This is a genomic window from Methanosarcina sp. KYL-1 (assembly GCF_024372725.1).
Lineage (GTDB): Archaea > Halobacteriota > Methanosarcinia > Methanosarcinales > Methanosarcinaceae > Methanosarcina.
On the sequence record NZ_VOUA01000015.1, the window covers coordinates 46,481 to 65,923 of the forward strand.

19 protein-coding genes are annotated in these 19,443 nt (G+C 45.7%); all 19 read left to right on the forward strand.

Annotated elements, in window-relative coordinates; all coding sequences use genetic code 11:
* The first annotated feature begins 42 nt into the window (after positions 1–42).
* Complete coding sequence (locus tag FTO70_RS11045) at positions 43–1,623, forward strand: NosD domain-containing protein (RefSeq protein WP_255335811.1); 1,581 nt, start codon at positions 43–45, stop codon at positions 1,621–1,623.
* A gap of 496 nt (positions 1,624–2,119) precedes the next feature.
* Positions 2,120–2,659, forward strand: a complete 540-nt coding sequence (locus FTO70_RS11050; protein WP_255335812.1) for a TetR/AcrR family transcriptional regulator — start codon at positions 2,120–2,122, stop codon at positions 2,657–2,659.
* 170 nt (positions 2,660–2,829) lie between these two features.
* Positions 2,830–3,060: a permease gene (locus tag FTO70_RS11055; RefSeq protein ID WP_255335813.1), complete on the forward strand. Its 231-nt coding sequence runs from the start codon at positions 2,830–2,832 to the stop codon at positions 3,058–3,060.
* A 22-nt stretch (positions 3,061–3,082) separates the two neighbouring features.
* On the forward strand, positions 3,083–4,255 hold the full coding sequence (locus FTO70_RS11060) for an MBL fold metallo-hydrolase (RefSeq protein ID WP_255335814.1): 1,173 nt from the start codon (positions 3,083–3,085) through the stop codon (positions 4,253–4,255).
* A 60-nt stretch (positions 4,256–4,315) separates the two neighbouring features.
* The gene (locus FTO70_RS11065; RefSeq protein WP_255335815.1) at positions 4,316–4,951 is read left to right on the forward strand and encodes a cupin domain-containing protein; all 636 of its coding nucleotides are present in this window, start codon (positions 4,316–4,318) and stop codon (positions 4,949–4,951) included.
* 17 nt (positions 4,952–4,968) lie between these two features.
* Positions 4,969–5,508, forward strand: coding sequence for a flavodoxin (locus FTO70_RS11070; protein ID WP_255335816.1), 540 nt, complete (start codon positions 4,969–4,971; stop codon positions 5,506–5,508).
* A 27-nt stretch (positions 5,509–5,535) separates the two neighbouring features.
* A complete protein-coding gene (locus tag FTO70_RS11075) occupies positions 5,536–6,075 on the forward strand; it encodes a flavodoxin family protein (protein WP_255335851.1) in 540 nt (179 codons plus the stop codon).
* 214 nt (positions 6,076–6,289) lie between these two features.
* On the forward strand, positions 6,290–7,279 hold the full coding sequence (locus tag FTO70_RS11080; protein WP_255335817.1) for an alpha/beta hydrolase: 990 nt from the start codon (positions 6,290–6,292) through the stop codon (positions 7,277–7,279).
* 138 nt (positions 7,280–7,417) lie between these two features.
* Positions 7,418–8,620, forward strand: a complete 1,203-nt coding sequence (locus FTO70_RS11085; RefSeq protein ID WP_255335818.1) for an aldo/keto reductase — start codon at positions 7,418–7,420, stop codon at positions 8,618–8,620.
* 477 nt (positions 8,621–9,097) lie between these two features.
* Positions 9,098–9,583, forward strand: a complete 486-nt coding sequence (locus FTO70_RS11090) for a MarR family winged helix-turn-helix transcriptional regulator (protein ID WP_255335819.1) — start codon at positions 9,098–9,100, stop codon at positions 9,581–9,583.
* Positions 9,584–9,599: 16 nt separating this feature from the next.
* Positions 9,600–9,959: a TrmB family transcriptional regulator gene (locus tag FTO70_RS11095; protein ID WP_255335820.1), complete on the forward strand. Its 360-nt coding sequence runs from the start codon at positions 9,600–9,602 to the stop codon at positions 9,957–9,959.
* Between the two features lie 260 nt (positions 9,960–10,219).
* Positions 10,220–12,589, forward strand: a complete 2,370-nt coding sequence (locus tag FTO70_RS11100) for a hydrophobe/amphiphile efflux-3 (HAE3) family transporter (protein WP_255335821.1) — start codon at positions 10,220–10,222, stop codon at positions 12,587–12,589.
* A gap of 125 nt (positions 12,590–12,714) precedes the next feature.
* The gene (locus tag FTO70_RS11105; protein WP_255335822.1) at positions 12,715–13,671 is read left to right on the forward strand and encodes a winged helix-turn-helix domain-containing protein; all 957 of its coding nucleotides are present in this window, start codon (positions 12,715–12,717) and stop codon (positions 13,669–13,671) included.
* Positions 13,672–13,906: 235 nt separating this feature from the next.
* Complete coding sequence (locus FTO70_RS11110) at positions 13,907–14,959, forward strand: AI-2E family transporter (RefSeq protein ID WP_255335823.1); 1,053 nt, start codon at positions 13,907–13,909, stop codon at positions 14,957–14,959.
* 96 nt (positions 14,960–15,055) lie between these two features.
* Entirely contained in the window at positions 15,056–15,817 is a 762-nt protein-coding gene (locus tag FTO70_RS11115) for an ABC transporter ATP-binding protein (protein ID WP_255335824.1), read from the forward strand.
* An 82-nt stretch (positions 15,818–15,899) separates the two neighbouring features.
* Entirely contained in the window at positions 15,900–17,294 is a 1,395-nt protein-coding gene (locus FTO70_RS11120; RefSeq protein WP_255335825.1) for a hypothetical protein, read from the forward strand.
* 200 nt (positions 17,295–17,494) lie between these two features.
* Positions 17,495–17,857 carry a potassium channel family protein gene (locus FTO70_RS11125; protein ID WP_255335826.1) on the forward strand — a complete coding sequence of 121 codons (363 nt, stop codon included), beginning with the start codon at positions 17,495–17,497 and terminating at the stop codon, positions 17,855–17,857.
* A 377-nt stretch (positions 17,858–18,234) separates the two neighbouring features.
* Positions 18,235–18,561, forward strand: a complete 327-nt coding sequence (locus tag FTO70_RS11130) for a potassium channel family protein (protein WP_255335827.1) — start codon at positions 18,235–18,237, stop codon at positions 18,559–18,561.
* 172 nt (positions 18,562–18,733) lie between these two features.
* Positions 18,734–19,330 carry an META domain-containing protein gene (locus FTO70_RS11135; protein ID WP_255335828.1) on the forward strand — a complete coding sequence of 199 codons (597 nt, stop codon included), beginning with the start codon at positions 18,734–18,736 and terminating at the stop codon, positions 19,328–19,330.
* The last annotated feature ends 113 nt before the right edge of the window (positions 19,331–19,443 follow it).

Sequence of the window (19,443 nt, forward strand, 5' to 3'; positions counted from 1 at the left end):
TCTGCAGGTTTTAGTTTCATTAAAGTAATGGGGATTGGTATTTTGGAGACATTCCGTAAAATTATTCTGGCAACAATTACACTGGCTGTCATGGCACTGGCATGCGGGACTGCATCTGCCGGCACTTTAACGGTGGATGCTAACGGGGAAGCGGATTTTACTACAATACAGGAAGCAGTTGACTTCGCAAAAGAAGGAGACACAATCCTTGTAATGCCCGGGAAGTATGTTGAAAACGTGCATATCGGCAAGCCTTTGAGTATTATTTCGGAGGCAGGAGCTCCGGAAGGAACGGTTGTTGAGGCTGCAGACAGAAGGGACCACGTTTTTCATATAAGCGCTGATAACGTCAACATTAGTGGCTTTACCCTTCAGGGCGCGAAAAATGAAGATGACCTAATAGCCGGGATTTACATGGACAACGTCGAGAAAAATACAATCCGGGGCAATATCCTTTCAGGCAACTATTACGGGATTTACCTTAAGAAGTCTCGTCAAAATTCATTAAGTGAAAATCTTGCTTCCAATAACAAATACGGGCTTATTCTTTGTGTTTCAAGCGGTGAAAACGTTCTTAGCAGGAACAGGATTTCGGACAATTCCTACGGGGTTTACCTGGAAACTGCTTGCAATAACAATGTCCTTACCGGAAATACCGTCTGTTCAAACAGGGAAGCCGGAGTCCTGGTGGTCTCTTCCAGCTGTACCGACCTGAACAGCAATAACATTTCCTCAAATCCAAAGGTAGGAATTGAATTAGATAGTTCAAGGGGGAACAATATATCCAATAATTCCGTCTCTGGAAACGAAAAGGGGATCTTAATCTCTCTTTCCGGCGATAACCGGATAACCGGAAATTCCGTGAACTCAAACAGCGTGTGCGGCCTGCAGCTTGGAGGCAGCGCGGAGCGCAATACCATAGAAGATAATAGTTTTTACGAAAATAAGGATGGTATTTTCATAGCTTATTTCGCCAGGTATAATACGGTTACCAGTAACATTGTGTTGAACAACGACAGGGGCATTTACCTGACCGGGCACAGCGATTACAATGAGGTACTGGAAAACACCGTATCTTCAAATTCTTTTGGTTTCTATGTGGAATACTGCAAAGAAAACGTGCTGAAAGGCAACATGGTAACCAGTAACACAGATCGCGGGATCCTGCTCACTGAGAGTTTTGACAACGTCATCTATAACAATTATTTCAACAACACAAAGAATGCGGCAGAGGACAAAAGCAACATCTGGAACACCACAAAAACCGCAGGTACGAACATAGCAGGGGGTTCATACCTGGGAGGAAATTGCTGGGCATCTCCTGAGAGAAATGGTTTTTCACAGGCCTGTGAGGATGTGGATGGAGACGGCATTTGTGACTTCCCTTATATGGTTGAGGATACTGATTCCGACGCTGATGAACTTGCACTCGTTTACAGCCCTAACATCGATTCACTGATTCAAGAAAAGGTGATTATTCCAGAAGTTGCAGAAAACGAGAGTGAAGCAAAGGGAGCCAGTGAGGAAAAGGAAGAGGCGGAAAAAGCACCTCTGGGCCCTGCTTATCCCTTAGGAGTTTTGTTGATAGCTTTCTTCTTTTCGGACAGAAAGAGAAACAGATGAATCGTTAACTGATTATGAAAATAAGGAATGGAAGTAAAAATATGGCCTGAAAAGGTTAAGAATTTTTAAGCACAAACATGCTAAAATTTTGATCAACTCAATACCCCTCTTTTTTTTTATTTCCCGTAGTTGATAAGTCAAATTTGGATTCATGTGAGTCCCTACATTGGGCCAGGTTTGAGTGCTTGCTACATGGAAAACGAAGATTTTCGGTAATATTTCTACTTTTTTGCCTGTTAATTTTTAGGGAAAGGCCGGCCGACTTTGCGGCCGGTGAGAGCTCGGGGTTCTGCAAACCAATGGTTCCAGGGGGGGCCGGTTGATTGACTCAAAAATAAGATACATGGGAACCCGGTGCAGAGCGAAGATTGCGGCTTCTTTTCCAGAGAGCCTATGTGTAAAGTTTTTATACTAAAAGCACTAATGACTGATTAGTCAATCTTATATTGAGAGTTCAAACATGGATCAGCAGGTCAAGGACAAAAAAACTGCAATCATGGACGCGGCCCTGAAGCTCTTTACGGAAAGGGGTTTTCACGGCACATCCACCGCCCAGATTTCAAAGGAGGCGGGGGTTGCCACAGGCACCCTTTTCAACTACTTCCCAACCAAGGAAGACCTGATAAACAGCCTGTATTTCGAAGTGAAAGGAAAACTAAGCCGCCGCATGGGGAAAGATATCCAGGCACAGAGTGCGTTCCAGGATAAATTAAAGAAATTATGGTATAATTTGATCGAATGGGGATTGAACAATCAGGACGATTTTCTTTTTGTCGGGCAGTTCTGTTCTTCCCCTTACATATCGAACTATACGCGTGAAGAAGTAATGAAAGAGTACGTCTTCCTTCATGACCTTGTGGAGGAAGGAATAGCAAGTGGCGAGATCAGAGATTATTCCGGAGGACTGATCATTGGAATGTTCTATGAGTCCAGCAGGACGGTAGTGAACTTTATCCTTTCATCAGGTCCAGAGGACAAAAATAAGGTTATAGAGGATGGATTCCGGATTATCTGGAGGGGTCTGGCCAAAAATTAATTTTTTTCATCTCAGAGTGAGTGAGTAGTCACTCATTACGGTTTTAGGGTAGTGAGTAGTCACTCTTTGGTGTTTTAAGAGCTTTGCCCACTTCCCGGATAAGCAGGAGATCAAAGACAACATTGAGGCCCTTCTTGACGATTAAACATAATTAGTAACTTTAGATAGGTGTGCCCTTATACGTATGTGGCGGAGGAACCATTCCTTTGCTGCTGGAATGGTTGCGGCATGGCATGAGTATGGGTGCAGCAGCAGCGTTTATGATAACCGGGCCAGCAACAAAGATCACGAATCTTGGTGCTGTGAAAATTGTTCTTGGTTCTCGGCAATTCAGTATCTACCTGTTATTCACAATTCTGTTTGCAATTACAACAGGGCTTATTATAGATCTTTCTCTGTAATATCTTGTTATTGGAGCTATACATGCTGTTTAGAAAAATTGGTGTTCTTGTGGTTGAAAGAGCAAAAAAGATCAAACTCAAAAAGATCGTATTACATTTATTCTTCTTTTTGATTCTATTTTGTGCAGGTCTTATATTATTCATGAATATAGACCCGGCTTTCGGTGGGAATCCAACGACAGAACAAAAAGAAACGTATCAACAATCAAGTAATTATGTTGATGGACATTTTATAAATGAAGTGCCTACAAGGGTATTCGTTGATGCATCAGATAATCCATCAGCAAATGATCCTTCTACTTATGAGGTCACGGACCGTGAGCCTGCGGGTCCAATCCCTGTTTCTGCGATCGACTGGAATCAAATAGAAAGCGAGAATGATAGTTTGACCTGGTTAGGTCATTCTGCTTTTCTGCTTAGCACTGATAACAAAAAATTATTGCTTGATCCTATGCTGAGTCCTGTTGCCTCTCCGGTTTCATTTGTGGGAATTGAAAGATACGAATATAGTGAGGATATCATGCTGAATCTCATTGATGAAATGCCGCTTATTGATGCAGTTTTTATTACACATGACCATTACGACCACTTAGATTACCAATCCATTGTAAGGCTAAACAGTAAAGTATCGCATTTCTTTGTTCCTCTCGGGTGCAGTGCCCATCTGATCCGATGGGGTATTCCGGAAGAGAAGATCACGGAACTCAACTGGTGGGAAGAAACGGAGTATCAGGGCTTGACCGTTGCTTTGGCACCATCCAGACATGGTTCCGGAAGAGATCCATTCAGTATTGATACCACATTATGGGGTGGATGGGTCATCCTGGGAAATAAAACTCGAATATATACCAGTGGAGACGGTGGATACGGTCCGCATTTTAAGGAGATCGGGAACCAATACGGACCTTTTGATATAACCTTAATCGAAGGTGCCCAATACGATCGTAACTGGCCGGATATCCATATGGTACCGGAACAATCAGTGCAGGCTAATCTGGATGTAAATGGGGAGACCATGATGCTGATGCATTGGGGAGCATTTACATTAGCTAATCACGGTTGGAATGAACCAATAGAAAGGGCGTTGGAAGAAGCAAACGAAAGAGACGTAAACATAATTGCCCCGAAAATCGGTGAAACTGTTCTATTAGATTCAGACCTGCACATGCCTCCAACTCCTTGGTGGGATTTTTGAAAGAGCATTATCTATGGAGATGGTGCCTGGAATGTGGGAGATATTAGAGGAAGCAGAGTAATGAAACCGGGATATGAATTCGAAAAGCGGTTTGATAGAAGGAGAAGAATCCAGGCATGTTGGAAAATTACTTTTCAATTTTTTACATTCTGCCTTTCTTTGTATGGCTTACTTTTATATATCATTAAATCTTATATAATGACTGATCAGTCACTCATAGCAGTCGATCGAGATAAGGAGGACAAAAATATGGACAAATCAAACGATTTAAGTGAAAGCGTGATCTTCCCGAAAGGAGAAGAACTTCCTGAATTTTTAAGCAAATATTTTACAGGTAAAGTATGGGTTAGCATGCTGGTTGGAAGGGATAATGAATTTAATTGCCCCATCGGCAATGTAACATTCGAACCCGGATGCATAAATAACTGGCATAAGCATCCGGGAGGTCAGATTCTGTTAGTAACAGGCGGACGCGGTTACTATCAGGAGGAAGGAAAGCCTGCAAGGGAACTTAAACCTGGCGATGTAGTGACAATAGCACCGGATGTAAAGCACTGGCATGGAGCAGCACATGACAGCTGGTTCGTACACCTTTCCGTTGAGACAAATGCAAACGCAGGCCCGGCAGAATGGCTGGAACCCGTAACTGATGAAGAATATCTCGCTTTGAAAGATAACGGTAACAACAATTTATGAAAGGCGAGGGGCAAGAAATGACGAATTTGAAAGAAGAAAAATGTCTGGTAGCCTATTTTTCACGTGAGGGGAATAACTACGTTAGTGGAAAGATCGTGAATTTGCCAGTAGGTAACACAAAAGTAGTAGCCGACATGATCCGGGAAATAACAGGAAGCGATGTTTTCCGTATTGATACAGTAAGGTCTTACCCCAAGGATTATACTGCAACCACCAACGTGGCAAAAAAGGAATTGAATGAAAATGCCAGACCTGAACTTTCCAGCCATGTGGAAAACATGGACTCTTATAACGTGATATTCCTGGGTTATCCTAACTGGTGGGGAACGATGCCGATGCCGGTGTTTACATTTCTGGAAGAATATGATTTTTCGGGAAAAACTATTGTTCCATTTTGTACACATGAAGGAAGCGGAATAGGCCGCAGTGAAAAAGATATTGCAAAACTTTGTCCGAAAGCAACACTTTTGGAAGGGCTCTCTGTCCATGGCTCTCGTGTAAGTGATGCAAAAAAGGATGTTGCAGATTGGTTAAATAAAACTGGTATAATTTCGTAAACTGCCCTGTGTATGGAGATAATTTCAATGAGTAAGAAAGTATTGATACTGTCCGCCAGTCCGAGGAAAGGCGGAAACTCCGATCTGTTGTGCGATCAATTTATGCTTGGAGCAAAAGAAGCAGATAATCAGACGGAAAAAATCTTTTTGAGAAACAAAACGATCAATTACTGCACAGGATGCGGAACCTGTTTTAATATGGAAGAAAGCTGCCCCCAAAAAGACGACATGGCTGAAGTCCTTGAGAAAATGATTGAGGCAGACGTGATCGTAATGGCTACGCCGGTGTACTTCTACACAATGAATGGTCAAATGAAGACTCTAATTGACCGCACCTGTTCCCGTTACACAGAAATCAGCGATAAGGATTTTTATTTTATTGCGACGGCAGCCGATGATAGTAAGCAGGCAATGGAGAGAACTTTTGAAGGATTCCGTGGATTTACTTCCTGCCTTGAAGGAGCAAAGGAAAAGGGTATTATCTATGGAACTGGCGCCTGGAACATCGGAGACATCAAAGGAAGCAAAGCAATGGAACAGGCATATGAAATGGGGAAAGCGATTTGATTTGGAAGAAGGAACAATGAGCAGAGCAGGATTATGTGAACAGAGATTTGAAGAATTATCTGAGAGGTCTAACTAAAATCAAATTTTTTCACTCATTCCATGAGTGATTAGTCAATCAAAGAAGATATATACTAGAAATTCCATCTCATATTGACTGTTCAGTCAGTCATCAACCGTGCTATTGATATAATTCTAATATTCAGGAGAACTAAAAATGTCAGAAATTATAGAAAATAAAAAAGAAGCTAGTGGAAAAACTTTTGAACTCAGTGAAAAGGTAACTGTAGAAAAAGTATCCTATAAAAACAGGTATGGAATTACCGTTGCAGCAGACATGTACCTGTCAAAGGACATAGATAAGTCTGAAAAATACCCGGCAATTGTCATAGGAACGCCTTATGGTGGTGTAAAAGAGCAAGGTGCTGGTATTTATGCACAGAATATGGCAGAAAGGGGATTTGTTGCCATTGCGTTCGATGAATCTTTTAATGGCGAAAGCAGTGGTGAACCAGGACATACCTCTTCTCCGGATATATTTGTTGAAGATTTTAGCGCAGGAGTAGACTTTTTGGGAACACGTCCTTTTGTGGACAGAAACAGGATCGGTGCTATCGGTATCTGTGGAAGTGGAGCTTTTTCAATTACTGCAGCTCAGGTTGACCCACGTATCAAAGCGATTGCCACTGCAAGCATGTATGACATGAGCAGATTCCATAGATTTGGTTGGGAAGATACCATGACTGATGAACAGCGTGCTCAAACTCTAGTTCAACTTGCTGAGCAACGTTGGAAAGACTTTGAGAATGGTACTCCTGAAGTACCTATGGGTTTCCCAGGTGAACCAGCTGATTCTATACCGGAAGGATTGGATCCGATTTCAAGTGAATTTTTTGAATACTATGGAATGGAACGTGGGCATCATCCTAATGCAGGAGCCGCATTCACTATTACAAGTAGCATGTCATTCATGAACTTCCCTTTGATGAACTATATTGAGACCATTTCACCACGACCAATTTTGTTCGTCATCGGTGAAAATGCTCACTCCAGATACTTTAGTGAAGATGCCTATGAAAGGGCTGCTGAACCCAAAGAACTCTACATTGTTCCGGGAGCAAGGCATATTGATCTGTACGACAGGACTGACATGATTCCGTTTGACAAATTAGAATCGTTCTTTGCAAAATATCTAGGTAAAAAATGAGCAGAACAGTGTTCTACAAACCGAAATTTGAACAATTATCTGGAGCTGACAGGCGGGAGACTTATTTTTGGCCTCGCCTGTGAGTGATTAGTCAATCATGATGCCGCTAAACAATTCAATAATTCAGGAGGATAAAAAATGCTGTACAGACAAATGCCAAAGAATGAAGACGAGCTTTCAATACTTGGATTCGGCTGTATGCGCCTTCCGGTAAAAGAAGACGGGACAATCGATGAAGAAAGGGCCAGAAACCAGGTCCGCTACGCAATCGACAACGGGGTAAACTACGTGGATACAGCCTGGCCCTACCACATGAGTGCGAGCGAACCTTTCCTGGGGCGTGCCCTTGCCGACGGCTACCGGGAAAAGGTCAAGCTTGCAACAAAGCTCCCCTCCTGGCTTTTGGAGAGCCGGGAAGATATGGATAAATTCCTGAATGCCCAGCTTGAGAGGCTTAAAACGGATCACATTGATTATTACCTGGTCCACGGCCTTGCAGGAAAAGTATGGGACAAACTGGAAGCTCTTGGTGTGACCGATTTCCTCGATAAGGCAAAAGCTGACGGCCGGATTGTCAATGCCGGTTTCTCTTTCCACGGGTCGATTGAAGATTTTAAGCGGATCGTGGATGCATATCCCTGGACTTTCTGCCAGATCCAGTACAATTTCATGGACGAAAAGCATCAGGCTGGAACCGAAGGGCTTGAATATGCAGCTTCTAAGGGCATGGGTGTTATTATCATGGAACCTCTTCTCGGAGGCAACCTGGCCAGTCCGGTACCTGCTGAAGTGGAGGATATCTGGAATGAAGCAGCAGTGAAACGCACACCCGCAGAATGGGCTTTCCGCTGGGTGTGGAACCATCCTGAGGTCACGGTTGTACTTTCGGGAATGAATAAAGAGTCGCAGGTTGAAGAGAACCTGAAAATAGCAGACGAAGCCTACCCGAATTCCCTCACTGAAGCCGAAATACAGCTCATAAGCAGGGTTGAGAAAAAATACTGTCAGCTCATGAAGATTGGCTGTACAGGCTGTGAGTACTGCATGCCCTGCCCTTCGGGAGTTAATATCCCTGAATGCTTCAGCATCTACAATGACCTGCATATGTTCGGTAATCTGGAAGGGTCCAGATTCACGTATGCAGTCAGCATGAGCGGAGTATTCACAAATACCAAACCCGGAGGATTTGCTTCTCAGTGCATTGAGTGCGGCCAGTGTATGGAAAAATGCCCCCAGGGCCTGAAAATACCTGACCTGCTTAAAGAGGTGGCAGAGGAGCTGGAGGGGCCTGACCTGGAACAAAGGTTAGCTATGGCAAAACAACTGTTCGCAAATAAATAACCGGAAGTGTGATAGTCAAAAGAGCGAAATTTTTAAAAGAGCCCGGGTTTTACGCTCAACTTCAGCATAACTTTTTATCGCATTTTTTTCCGGGGCACTCCTTTTTTTAAAGACTCTGAAACCTCAGACGTGTAGTATTCTTTATGTCGGTACCCTTGAGTCGTATTCTGAATGGCAACAAATTTTATTGTAAAGTTATTCCCCTTACATAATGAAATTTATGGATACCTTTAAATACTATTCTGTCCTTTCGATGATAAATCATCAATTGATTTTACATCGATCTGTTTACTAACTATCTGTTTACTAACTATCTGTTTACTAACTATCTGTATACTAACTATCTGTATACTAACTATCTGTATACTAACTATCTGTATACTAACTATCTGTATACTAACTATCTGTATACTAACTATTGTAATTTCATCTGCTGAAATCCCAGCTATTATAGCCCCATAGACCCCTGGAGGAAACATGGACCCTGAATGCATTAAGAAAGTGAGGTTAATGGACCTTGAATTCAAGGCGCTTCACAGTAAATTGTTTGAAGATCGGTTTTTCCAAAAAGTAGCTGCATCTGAAAACGCCGAACTCAAGGAACTTAACAAAAACCAGCCTCTCGTTATCACGATAATAGGTATGGTAAAGGAAATCATGCCCTCTACCATCGGGACATACGTGGGTATGGACCGGAGCAGCCTTTCAAGGATGGTGGATTCCCTGGAGGAAAAAGGTTTTGTACTGAGAAAAAACGACCCTGAGGACCGGAGAAAAGTCCTTATTTCCCTTACTGAAAAAGGGGAAAGGTGCTATGAGTTCCTCAACGAAATAGCTGAGGAGATGGCTGCCGAGCTCCTCGGGTTAACCGATCAGCAGGATTTAAAGGATTTTGAGCAGAGCCTTGAAACAATGCTGCGAGTCCTGAGGAAAATCGATTCGGCAATGGAAAGTGGAAAATAAGCCCGGAGGAAAAAGCATGACCCTGAAACTTATAAACAACCTGCAGAAACTCGGCTTTACGGAAAACGAGGCCAAGATATATGCCTCCCTTGTCTGTTTGAAAACGGCAACTGCAAGGGAAATCTATGAAACTAGCGGGGTCCCCAGGCCCAAGGTATACAAAGTCCTGAGGGGAATGGCAGAGAAGGGGTATGTACAGATAACCGAAGGGGAACCGACCCATTTCAGCTGCATCCGTCCGGAGGAACTGATCTCGAGGATCAGGGCTGACTTTATGCTCTCTCTGAATGAGACCTTCTATGGGCTCCATGCCTTAAGCCTTGAAGATGAAGCCCCATCTTCTGGGAAATCTGCAGAACTCGGAATCAGGTGTTAAAAAGAATTCAGGGTAGGGTTTCGAATTCTGCTACAGGCTGTTTTTCAATAAAATCAATGCCTGTGAGCTGTTGATGAGGAAATATTTATTCAGGGCCTATCCGGAACAATATAAAACGAACTGGCTTAAAAACGAACTGGCGTAAAATCTAATTTGACTAAAAACAAGTCTCCTGAGGGGGATTTTCTATAAAAAACATCTTTGAAAAACTGGGTATTTTTATCCAGAACAACCGTGCAGCCATACTGGCTGTCGTATTTATGCTGGTCCTGCTCTCCTTCCAGGGCTCCCAATATATTGAAATGGCATCCGGGACCGAGACCCAGGTGTCGAAGGATTCGCAGCTGTACAAGGACTATGACCACCTCTTCCTGAACACCTTCAGTACTGAGAGTGTTGTTGTGATGGTAGAGGGAAACGATGTTAAAAACGCAGCCCTCATGAAGGCCGCCGACCGGCTGGAACAGCAGGCCCTGCTAGTCCCGGGGGTTACTGCGGTCTCAAGCCCTGCGTCCGTCATCAAGCAAATAAATTATGCGGAGTCCGGAAGGTCAAAGGTTCCCGATTCCGACCGGGAAGTCCGGGAGATGATGGAGCGTTACCCCGAGTATTTCGAGGCCCTCGTGATTGATGAGACCCACATGCTCATAGCTATCGAAATAGAAGGGAGCAGTACGGACCAGCAGCAGGAAGACATTATCAATAATATAGAAATCGCCTCAAAGGAAGCCGTTTTTCCTCCCGGCTACAACATGATTATTACAGGCGGGCCTTCTCTGATGCTTGACATTAACAGTGAGATGGGAAAGAGTATGGGCGTGCTGCTCGGAATCGCCGGGTTCCTGATGGTAGTCGTGCTCTTCCTTGTGTTCAGGCATGTCAGGTGGGGGCTTTTACCGCTTCCGGTAGTACTGCTCGGGATAGTCTTTACTTTCGGGTTCATGGGGTATGCCGGGGTGCCCATGACAATGGTCTCCATGTCGGCTTTTCCGGTACTGATCGGGATCGGGATCGACTATGCTATCCAGTTCCACAACCGGATGGAAGAGGAAATCCGGGGAGGCAAAACTTCCTCGCAGGCCCTTGTCTTTACGGTCAAACACACAGCACCCGCCGTACTGATTGCCCTTGCAATGACCGCGCTCGGTTTTGTCTCGCTATTTACCTCCGTTGTCCCCATGATCCAGGACTTCGGAAAACTCCTGCTCATCGGAGTAATCATGTGTTACCTTGCCTCGCTCTTTTTCGGGCTGGTTATCCTCTACAGTTTTGACTGGATCGCACAGAAAAACCCTCTTGGAATGTTTAAGAAGAAAGGGGGTGAAGAGGGCGAAAATGGCAAAAGTAGCGAAAATGGCAAAAGTAGCGAAAATGGCAAAAGTAGCGAAAATGGCAAAAGTAGCGAATATGGTGAAAATGCTTCCATCTCCGGCCCCGCCGGGCCTGAACCCGGAGCAATTGAAAAATCCCTGAAAAAACTCACCGGTTTTACCCTCAAATACTCCACGGTGATACTTGTAATTGCCCTTCTGACCTGCTGCGCCGGGCTTTACGCCGACCGGTCAATTCCCATCCAGACCGATACAAACACCTTCATTCCCCAGGACATGCCCTCCCTGATCAACTATAAGCACATGCAGAGCATCATGCCGGGGTCCGGAGACCACCTTAACATCATCCTGAAAGTCGAGGATGCAAGTGACCCTGAACTGCTGGAGTGGATGGATGAGTTTTCCCGGCACGAAGTTGCAAACAGGGGGCATATTTACAGTGCCTCAAGCATAGTGGACCTGGTAAAGGAACGAAACGGGGGGACAATTCCCGGGACCTCAGAGGAAATACAGGCAATATATGAAGAAATCCCGGAAAGCCAGAAACAGAAATACATCGAAGGAGGCCAGCTGCTTCATATCGACCTGGACATCGGGACCGCTATGGCCGACCTTGAAATTATGGGAATCGAAGAGCTTCGGGACGTTGTCCTGGAAGATATCCGATGGATGCAGCCGCCTCCGGGAGTCGCTGTTACGATTACTGGCAACTCGGTGGTTGTTATCGACATGATTGACGGGCTTACAAATGGCCGGAGCCAGATGACCCTGTTAGGGGTTTTGCTGGTACTTGTGGGACTGCTGGTGGTCTACAGGGACCTCGTAAAAGCCCTCTCCCCAATTATCCCCATGCTGGTAGTTATCGGCTGGTCCGGCCTTGTGATGGCCGGCATGGGCATTGCATACAACCCCATGACTGCAGTTATGGGTGCCCTGATCCTCGGGGTCGGGTCCGAGTATTCGATCCTGATGATGGAGCGCTACTTTGAGGAAAGGGATGCCGGAATGGGCCCCGTTGATGCCATCTACCAGGCAGTGTCTACCACGGGCACAGCCCTGATCGCTTCCGGAGCCACAACCGTATTTGGCTTTTCAGCCCTGATCGCTTCGCCGTTTCCGATGGTCAGCAGTTTCGGGCTTGTAACGGTCATAGATGTTCTCCTGGCAATGCTTGTAACCTTCGTGATCTTTCCGCCCCTGATCGTCCTGATGGACAGCCACCGGGGGAAAAAGCTGGGGATTTTTGAGAAATTACAGGGTTTCAGGAAAAGACGTCCATCCGGGATTCCGGATCTCTGATAAAGAGGGCTTAAAGCCCTCATTTAATCAGAAGGTTCAGAGGATTTAAGGCCGGAGAAAATTGGAAGGTTCAGAGGAGATCAGAAAATTTAAAGGATTAATAAGGCATGGAGAGGGAAAAGAGCATGAAATCAAAGTTACTCGATACCATATTCTTTTCGGAAAAAAGGAAGGACCTGCTTTTGTTTCTTGCAGACGGCCCGAAAAGTACTGCGGAAATCAAAGAAGCCTTTGATTTTCCCTGGAAGTCCATGATCCCCCAGATAAAGCAGCTCCTGAAAACCGGGCTGCTTGAAAAAGAAGGCGACATGTACCGGCTTTCTGGTATGGGGCCTGTGGTGGTTGCTAATATGAAGCATTTGCTTGGAGCTCTGGAGCTTTACGAAGAGGACATGGATTACTGGAAAAACCATGACCTCAGCTCTCTTCCCTCTTCCCTGGGTGCCAGGCTTGGGGAACTGGGCAATTGCAGTTTCGTCCCCCTTAAAAATGAAGGCATACTGCACCAGGCCGGGTTCCTGAATGAAGTCCTGGCTTCCTCCAGGGTTCTGTTCTTTGCTTCAGCCTTTTATTCCGAGCTGCCTTTTATTTACTCCGAACTCACGGGGAGAGGCATAAAAACCAGTATCATAATCAGTGAAACTGTTTTTAAGGACATGAAAGAAGAGCTGTTTGAAGACAAAAATCCCATGGACCTGAAAAACCCCGTTTTCGGGATGCTTTTTGAGGAGTACAGGAAAGAGGCAGGCAGGCTCCTGGACAGGAAAAATCCTGACGTTTTTGTTTACGGAGGGAGCAGGGTGCCTGCAGCGGTCCTGCTCACGGACAAGCTCCTTATGGTCGTGCTCTATGGGAAACCCGGGGTCCTGCCAAACAGGTGCCTTCTCAGCAAGGAGCCAGGAGCCCTGAAATGGGGTGAGGAACTGTTTATTTACTACATGAAAGAGTCAAGGCATATCAGCAGCTGTCAAACTCACTCTCAGGTTTCCACACATGAAGATCCGGAGCCTCGAAGAACAGATAAGACTCCTCCACAGGAAATCTCCGGCATGCAGGCCTTTCCCGGGCTTCATCGATCCTGAGCCACGGTTTTTTCCTGAACTTCGATAAGCCTGAGCAATAGTTTTTCCCTGAACTTCAACGAGCCAGAACCTTAATTCTTCCGGGTTGCAATACTCTCTCAAAAGGCAGGTTAGAAATTGAGCATACAGGGAATCCTGAGGCTTCAGGCTTATGTTTATATATAATTTTGAAGTTTATACAGTTAGAGTGAAAATTTAAAAAGATAAGAGTTTAAAAAGATAAGGGCCGAAAAAAATGGTACTGAGCGCGAACCGGAATGTCTGGAGATTTCTGCTAGCAATCTCCGTGTTTTTTGCAGGTTTCTTTGGAATCCTGTTTTATTTCCAGGATATTTTCATAATCCTTATTCTGGGAGCTGTCCTGCTCCTTATAAGTGAAAAATTGCTCTCCTATTTCAACAGGGTGATGGATAGGTTTCCTAACCTGAACAGGAAAGTGGTAGGAGCCGCTCTGATCGCCTTTGCCTTCCTTTCCTTCTTTTACCTGGTCAGCAGCCAGATGCACTGGATAGTGGCCCTGGTTGCGGAAGCTGCAACAGTACAGCAGGACTATTTGAGCGGGTCTTCCGCGCTTTTCGGGAGTGATTCCGAGTTTGCAAGGCTTACGGATTCAGGGGTTATCAGGCCCGAAGACCTGCAGGCGGTTGGCAACGCCATCTTTACCGAGCTTACCGGGACTATTTCTAAAGTTTCATACTATCTTTTCTCTGGGGTCCTCATAATTCCCCTGATGTTCAGCCTGTATTTCAGGCGCCGCAATAACCTGGACAGCTACATCTACGGACACGCCCATCCGAAACATGCCGAAGTGGTCCTCAGGGCCTTAAAAAGCATTGGAAAGGAGCTTGAAGATTTCTTCAGCGCAAAGATGCTGGAAAGCGCTGTCGTGGGCTTGATCTGCTGCATAGGCTTTTATCTTGCAGGAGTTGACGGCTGGTTTTTCCTTGGGGTCCTTGCAGGTTTCCTGAACATCATCCCCTACATCGGCCCGATTATAGGGGCCATACCCCCCATTATAGTAGGCTACTTCAACAGCCCGGAAACCGCTATCCTCGCAGCAGCCACGGTCCTGGTTGCCCAGCTTGTGGACAACTTTTACCTTATCCCTTTCATGATTTCCGAAAAGGTAAACATCAACCCCCTCCTGAGTGTGGTCCTGACTCTGGCTGCCTCCAAGCTGCTCGGGCCCCTCGGGATGATATTTGCAATCCCGATTTTCATCATATATAAGATAATAATTATCGAATCCTACAAAGCCCTGGTGAAGATTTATCCCGATGAGGACTGAAGAAATGTAAAAGGAATATTACAGGGACTGAAGAAATGTAAAAGGAATATTACAGGGACTGAAGAAATGTAAAAGGAATATTACAGGAGCCAGGGAATGATTGAAGTAAAAGGTCTCTCAAAATCTTTCGGAAATGTAAAAGCAGTTGACGGTGTGGCCCTCTCCGTGGGTAAAGGGGAACTCTTCGGCCTCCTGGGCCCTAACGGCTCCGGAAAAACGACTATGATTAAAATGCTCACAGGCCAGATAAAACCCGGCTTCGGCTCCCTGAGGGTGCATGGTGTGGACGTCCTCAAAGACCCCCTCAGGGTCCGGGAACTTGTGGGGATAATCCCGGAGCAGGAAACCCCTCCCAGCTTCCTCACCGCAGAAGAGTACCTTCATTTTGTTGCAAAGATCAGGAAACTCGAAAGGTATGAGGAAACCTGTGAAAAGTGGTTTGACTTCTTCAATTTCGGGGACCAGAAAAACGTGCTCTGCAAAGACCTCTCCCGGGGCACAAGGCAGAAGCTGATGTTTGCCCAGGCTTTCCTGCACGAGCCCGAACTTGCCATCATTGACGAGCCCCTGATCAACCTGGACCCCGTGATGCAGCGGAAGGTAAAGGATTTCCTCCGGGGATACGTGAAAAACGATGGTACGGTCTTTATTTCCACCCACATACTTGAAATTGCAAGAGAGATCTGCACAAGCATCGGGATCATCTATAAGGGGAAACTGGTCTACACCGGGCGTATGGACGAACTTGGTCTGGAAGGCAGGAACCTGGAAGGGTTCTTCCTGGAACTGGTGGGGCAGCCAGGGGAAAAACAGGCGAATTATGAGACGGGAATTACCGGGATGATTGCCCGGGAATGAAGGAATAGAAAACGAACAGGTAGAATCTCAAGCAGAAACGATTACATGGGAATGATTACCTATGTTTGACATTTTTAAAAGCATGATGAAAGAAGAGTGGCGGATGCACTCAAGTCTCTTCGGGCATAGCGGCTTTGCCCTCTTTCCGGGTTTCATCTTCCTCTTCACGTTTCTTGTGTGCCTGGTGCTCCCTGTCTTCAGGGAAATCGTCAGCGATGCGGGGATTGCTCTCGGGATGCACTACTTCTTCCTGCTGGTAGGTGGCATGGTGGGGGCTTTCGGGCTCATGGGGAGAGAGTTCATGAACCGGCGTTTCGGGCAGGCAAGCCTGATTGCGTATTCCTCAAGGACGCTTCCGGTTTCCGAGAGGGTCATTTTCCTGAACTTCCTGGTAAAAGATGTCGTGTACTATTTTTTCCTCTACATCCTGCCCTTCATTGCAGGCTTTGCCCTGGCGGTAAAACTCGTACTTCCCTCAGCCGCCGGGAGCTTCAAGTTCTCTCTTCTCACCCTCACGCTCTTCCTTTCCTTCATGATCGGGCTTTCCGTTGTGTTTTTCCTTTCTACGGTCTATGCCCATTCGGGAAAAACCGTGATTGCCGGTTTATTGCTGGCGTTTCCGGTACTGGTTTTTGCCTCCGGGAATTTCAATGGGGAAACCCTCTACGCCCATCCGGGGCTTGCCTTTTACTTGGCCCCTTCCGAAACCCGGTACCTTCTGGCCCCGGCTTTCCTGATACTCGTCCCTTCCGCTCTTTCCCTTATCTTCCTGAAGGTGGACTATCCCCAGGTCCAGAAGAGTTTCTCCAACTCCTTTTCCGGGCTTTCTTCCCGACTTGGCTCCTACCGCTACGCATCCTTTGTTGCAAAGGACTTCCTTGACCTGAAAAGAAGTGAAGGCGGGCTCGGGAAAATCATCTTCTCCTTCCTGCTCCCGGCAACACTGGTGTGGGTGCTGCTTTCTGCCCTTGGAAACGTGATCCCTGCTCTCGACTCCCTGCTACTCTTTTCCCTGGTCCTGGGGGTGCTTTCTTCCTCGATGTACAACTGGCTTACGGAATTCGACCTGTTTGCTTCCTACGCTTTCCTCCCCCTGAAAGTCTCGGACGTTATAAAGAGCAAACTCGACATCTACGCCTTACTCAATGTAGTCCCCTTCGTTTTCCTTTTAGGCCTCGGCTTGAGGACTGAACCTTACACCCTTGGCCCCTCTTTGCTGGTCTTCCTCTCCATATCTTTCTACATGGTGACAGTGCTTGTCTACCTGACAGGGCTTTACCCTTCAGTGAACCTCTACAATGGAAAGACCTTCGCCCTCTATGCCCTCTCAATAGTCCCGGTCCTGATCCTCAACATAGTTTTGTCGATACTGGGCCCCTACTATTTGCTTGCGGACCTGGCGCTGCTGCCTGTAGCCGTTTACCTGCTAGGAAGGAGCTTCAGGAAATGGGACGGGGTGGAAAACCCGCAGTTTTGAGGAGTTCGGGGCTATTGCTTGAGGTACATTGTCAGCGATTATGATAATTTAGAGTTAATGGGGATCTGAAGTTGATGATAATTCATGCTCGATGAAGATTCGGGGTTGATGACAATTCGGAGTTGATGAGGTTTTACTCGATGGAGACTCGGAGTTGATGAGGATTTGTACCTGATTTCAAAGCTAAGGAGAAAGAAACTATGCTTCCTTACTTAATTGCACTGGCGATGTTCCTGAGGTCGTTATACGACCTGCTTAAAAAACCGGAAACTCGTGCCCTTTTATCTTCCGTGGTTTTTGCCCTTCTCCTCGGGGCTTATGTCTACCACGACCTTGAGGGCTGGAGCTGGCTTGATTCTTTGTATTTTTCAGTCATCACACTGACGACTGTGGGTTATGGAGACTTTTCTCCGCAAACGGATCTGGGAAAAATTTTCACTATGGTTTACATCTTTGTAGGGCTGGGAATCCTGTTCGGGTTTGTTGATGTTATCGGGGAACATATCATAGAGAGAAGAGTGGAACGTATTGAGAAAAGGAGACAGAGAAGAGACCTGAAATAATTCAAGTTCCACTGGGCGGACTGAATGGACAAAGTGCGGGGCTGATAGAAAGGGGTGAGCTCTGAAAGTTTTCAAAGAGTGTTTTTAGTATCACGTTTCCTTTATGTATTTCCTTAATTATTTTCAGACTGCAGTAAGTCTGCCAGCCTTCCTTCTGTTGTTGCGATGAAATTGCCGCATTTAACTGCTTTTTTGCCTGACTTAAGTGACCAAAAATAGAGGAGATGCGATTAATCATCTTTAACTTTTTTTTCTGGCCCACTTTTCCAAATTTGCTGCCATTGCAGACATATTTTTAACCTTTTGTTTATATATATCAAAAGGGGGCAAGGGCAATGCTATATATTTTAATCACTCTGGTTTTGTTTCTAAGGGCCTTGAAGAAACAGCTTGAAAATGAGGAATTCCAGACCCTTTTATTTCTGGTGATAATGATTCTTCTTCTGGGTACCTTCTTTTACCATAATGTCGAGGGTTGGGGATGGCTCGACTCATTATACTTTTCAGTAATAACCCTGACGACCATAGGATATGGGGACTTTTCTCCGAAGACGGACCTGGGAAAAGCTTTTACAATGATCTACGTCTTTGCAGGGCTTGGAATCCTCTATGGGTTTGCAACTATACTCGGAAAAGAGATCGTCACTCACAGGCTGGAAAAGGTGGGAAAGACAAAACAGGATAACGAAGACTCAGAAGAGTAAACGTATCCAAGTAAATATTCTTATCTTGCTAAAAAATCTCTTGTCAGACCCTCCAAAAAGATGTGTGGTTAATAAAAGACAGACATTCAAGACTACTTAATTCAGATTCAGCTTAAGAAAGGTCTATATTGAAATAATGCATTTTTTATATAACCATTTACGGGGGTACGTTATGAAAATTAATTCGTCTACAGGTATTGTTTTACTCCTTACCATCGGACTTATGACCGCAAGCGTCTTTTCGCTTGGCTGTGCCGAGCAGGAAACTCCTGCCGAGCCTAACGAAACTACCGGGGGGGAACCCGCTGAACCTGTTGAGCCTGTCGAACCTGCTGAACCTGTCGAAACTATCCCGGAAGGTGCTGAGCCAGAGGGTGCTGAACAAGCAGAACTCGGCCCGATTTCGGTTGATGATATTACCGACATAGAGTGGCAGTGGACCGAACTTCAGGAGTTTGATCCCACAGGCCAGTCAGTGGTGCCTGATCCTGAGAACTACACCCTTGTCTTCACCCCAAACGATACATATTCCATCAAAGCGGACTGTAACGTCGGCAGCGGGAGCTACACCCTTGAAGGAAACACCCTCACACTGGGGGCAGGCCCGATGACGCTTGCCGAATGCGGGCCGGAATCATTGTATGACCAGTATGTAACTCTCCTGTCCGGTGTAAACTCAGCAGCAATGGAGGACGGTCAGCTTGTCCTCTATACCGGGGACAAAGGTGACAGGATGTTCTTTGCCAACGGAGGGCCTGCTGAAGTGTAAAGAAACAAAGGAACAAAGAACAGAGGAGCAAAAGAAAAAATTAGTCACTGAAGAAATTAACCATTGAAGGCACGGAAAACATGGTAAAAGGAGAAAGGGGCTAAAGTTTTCCA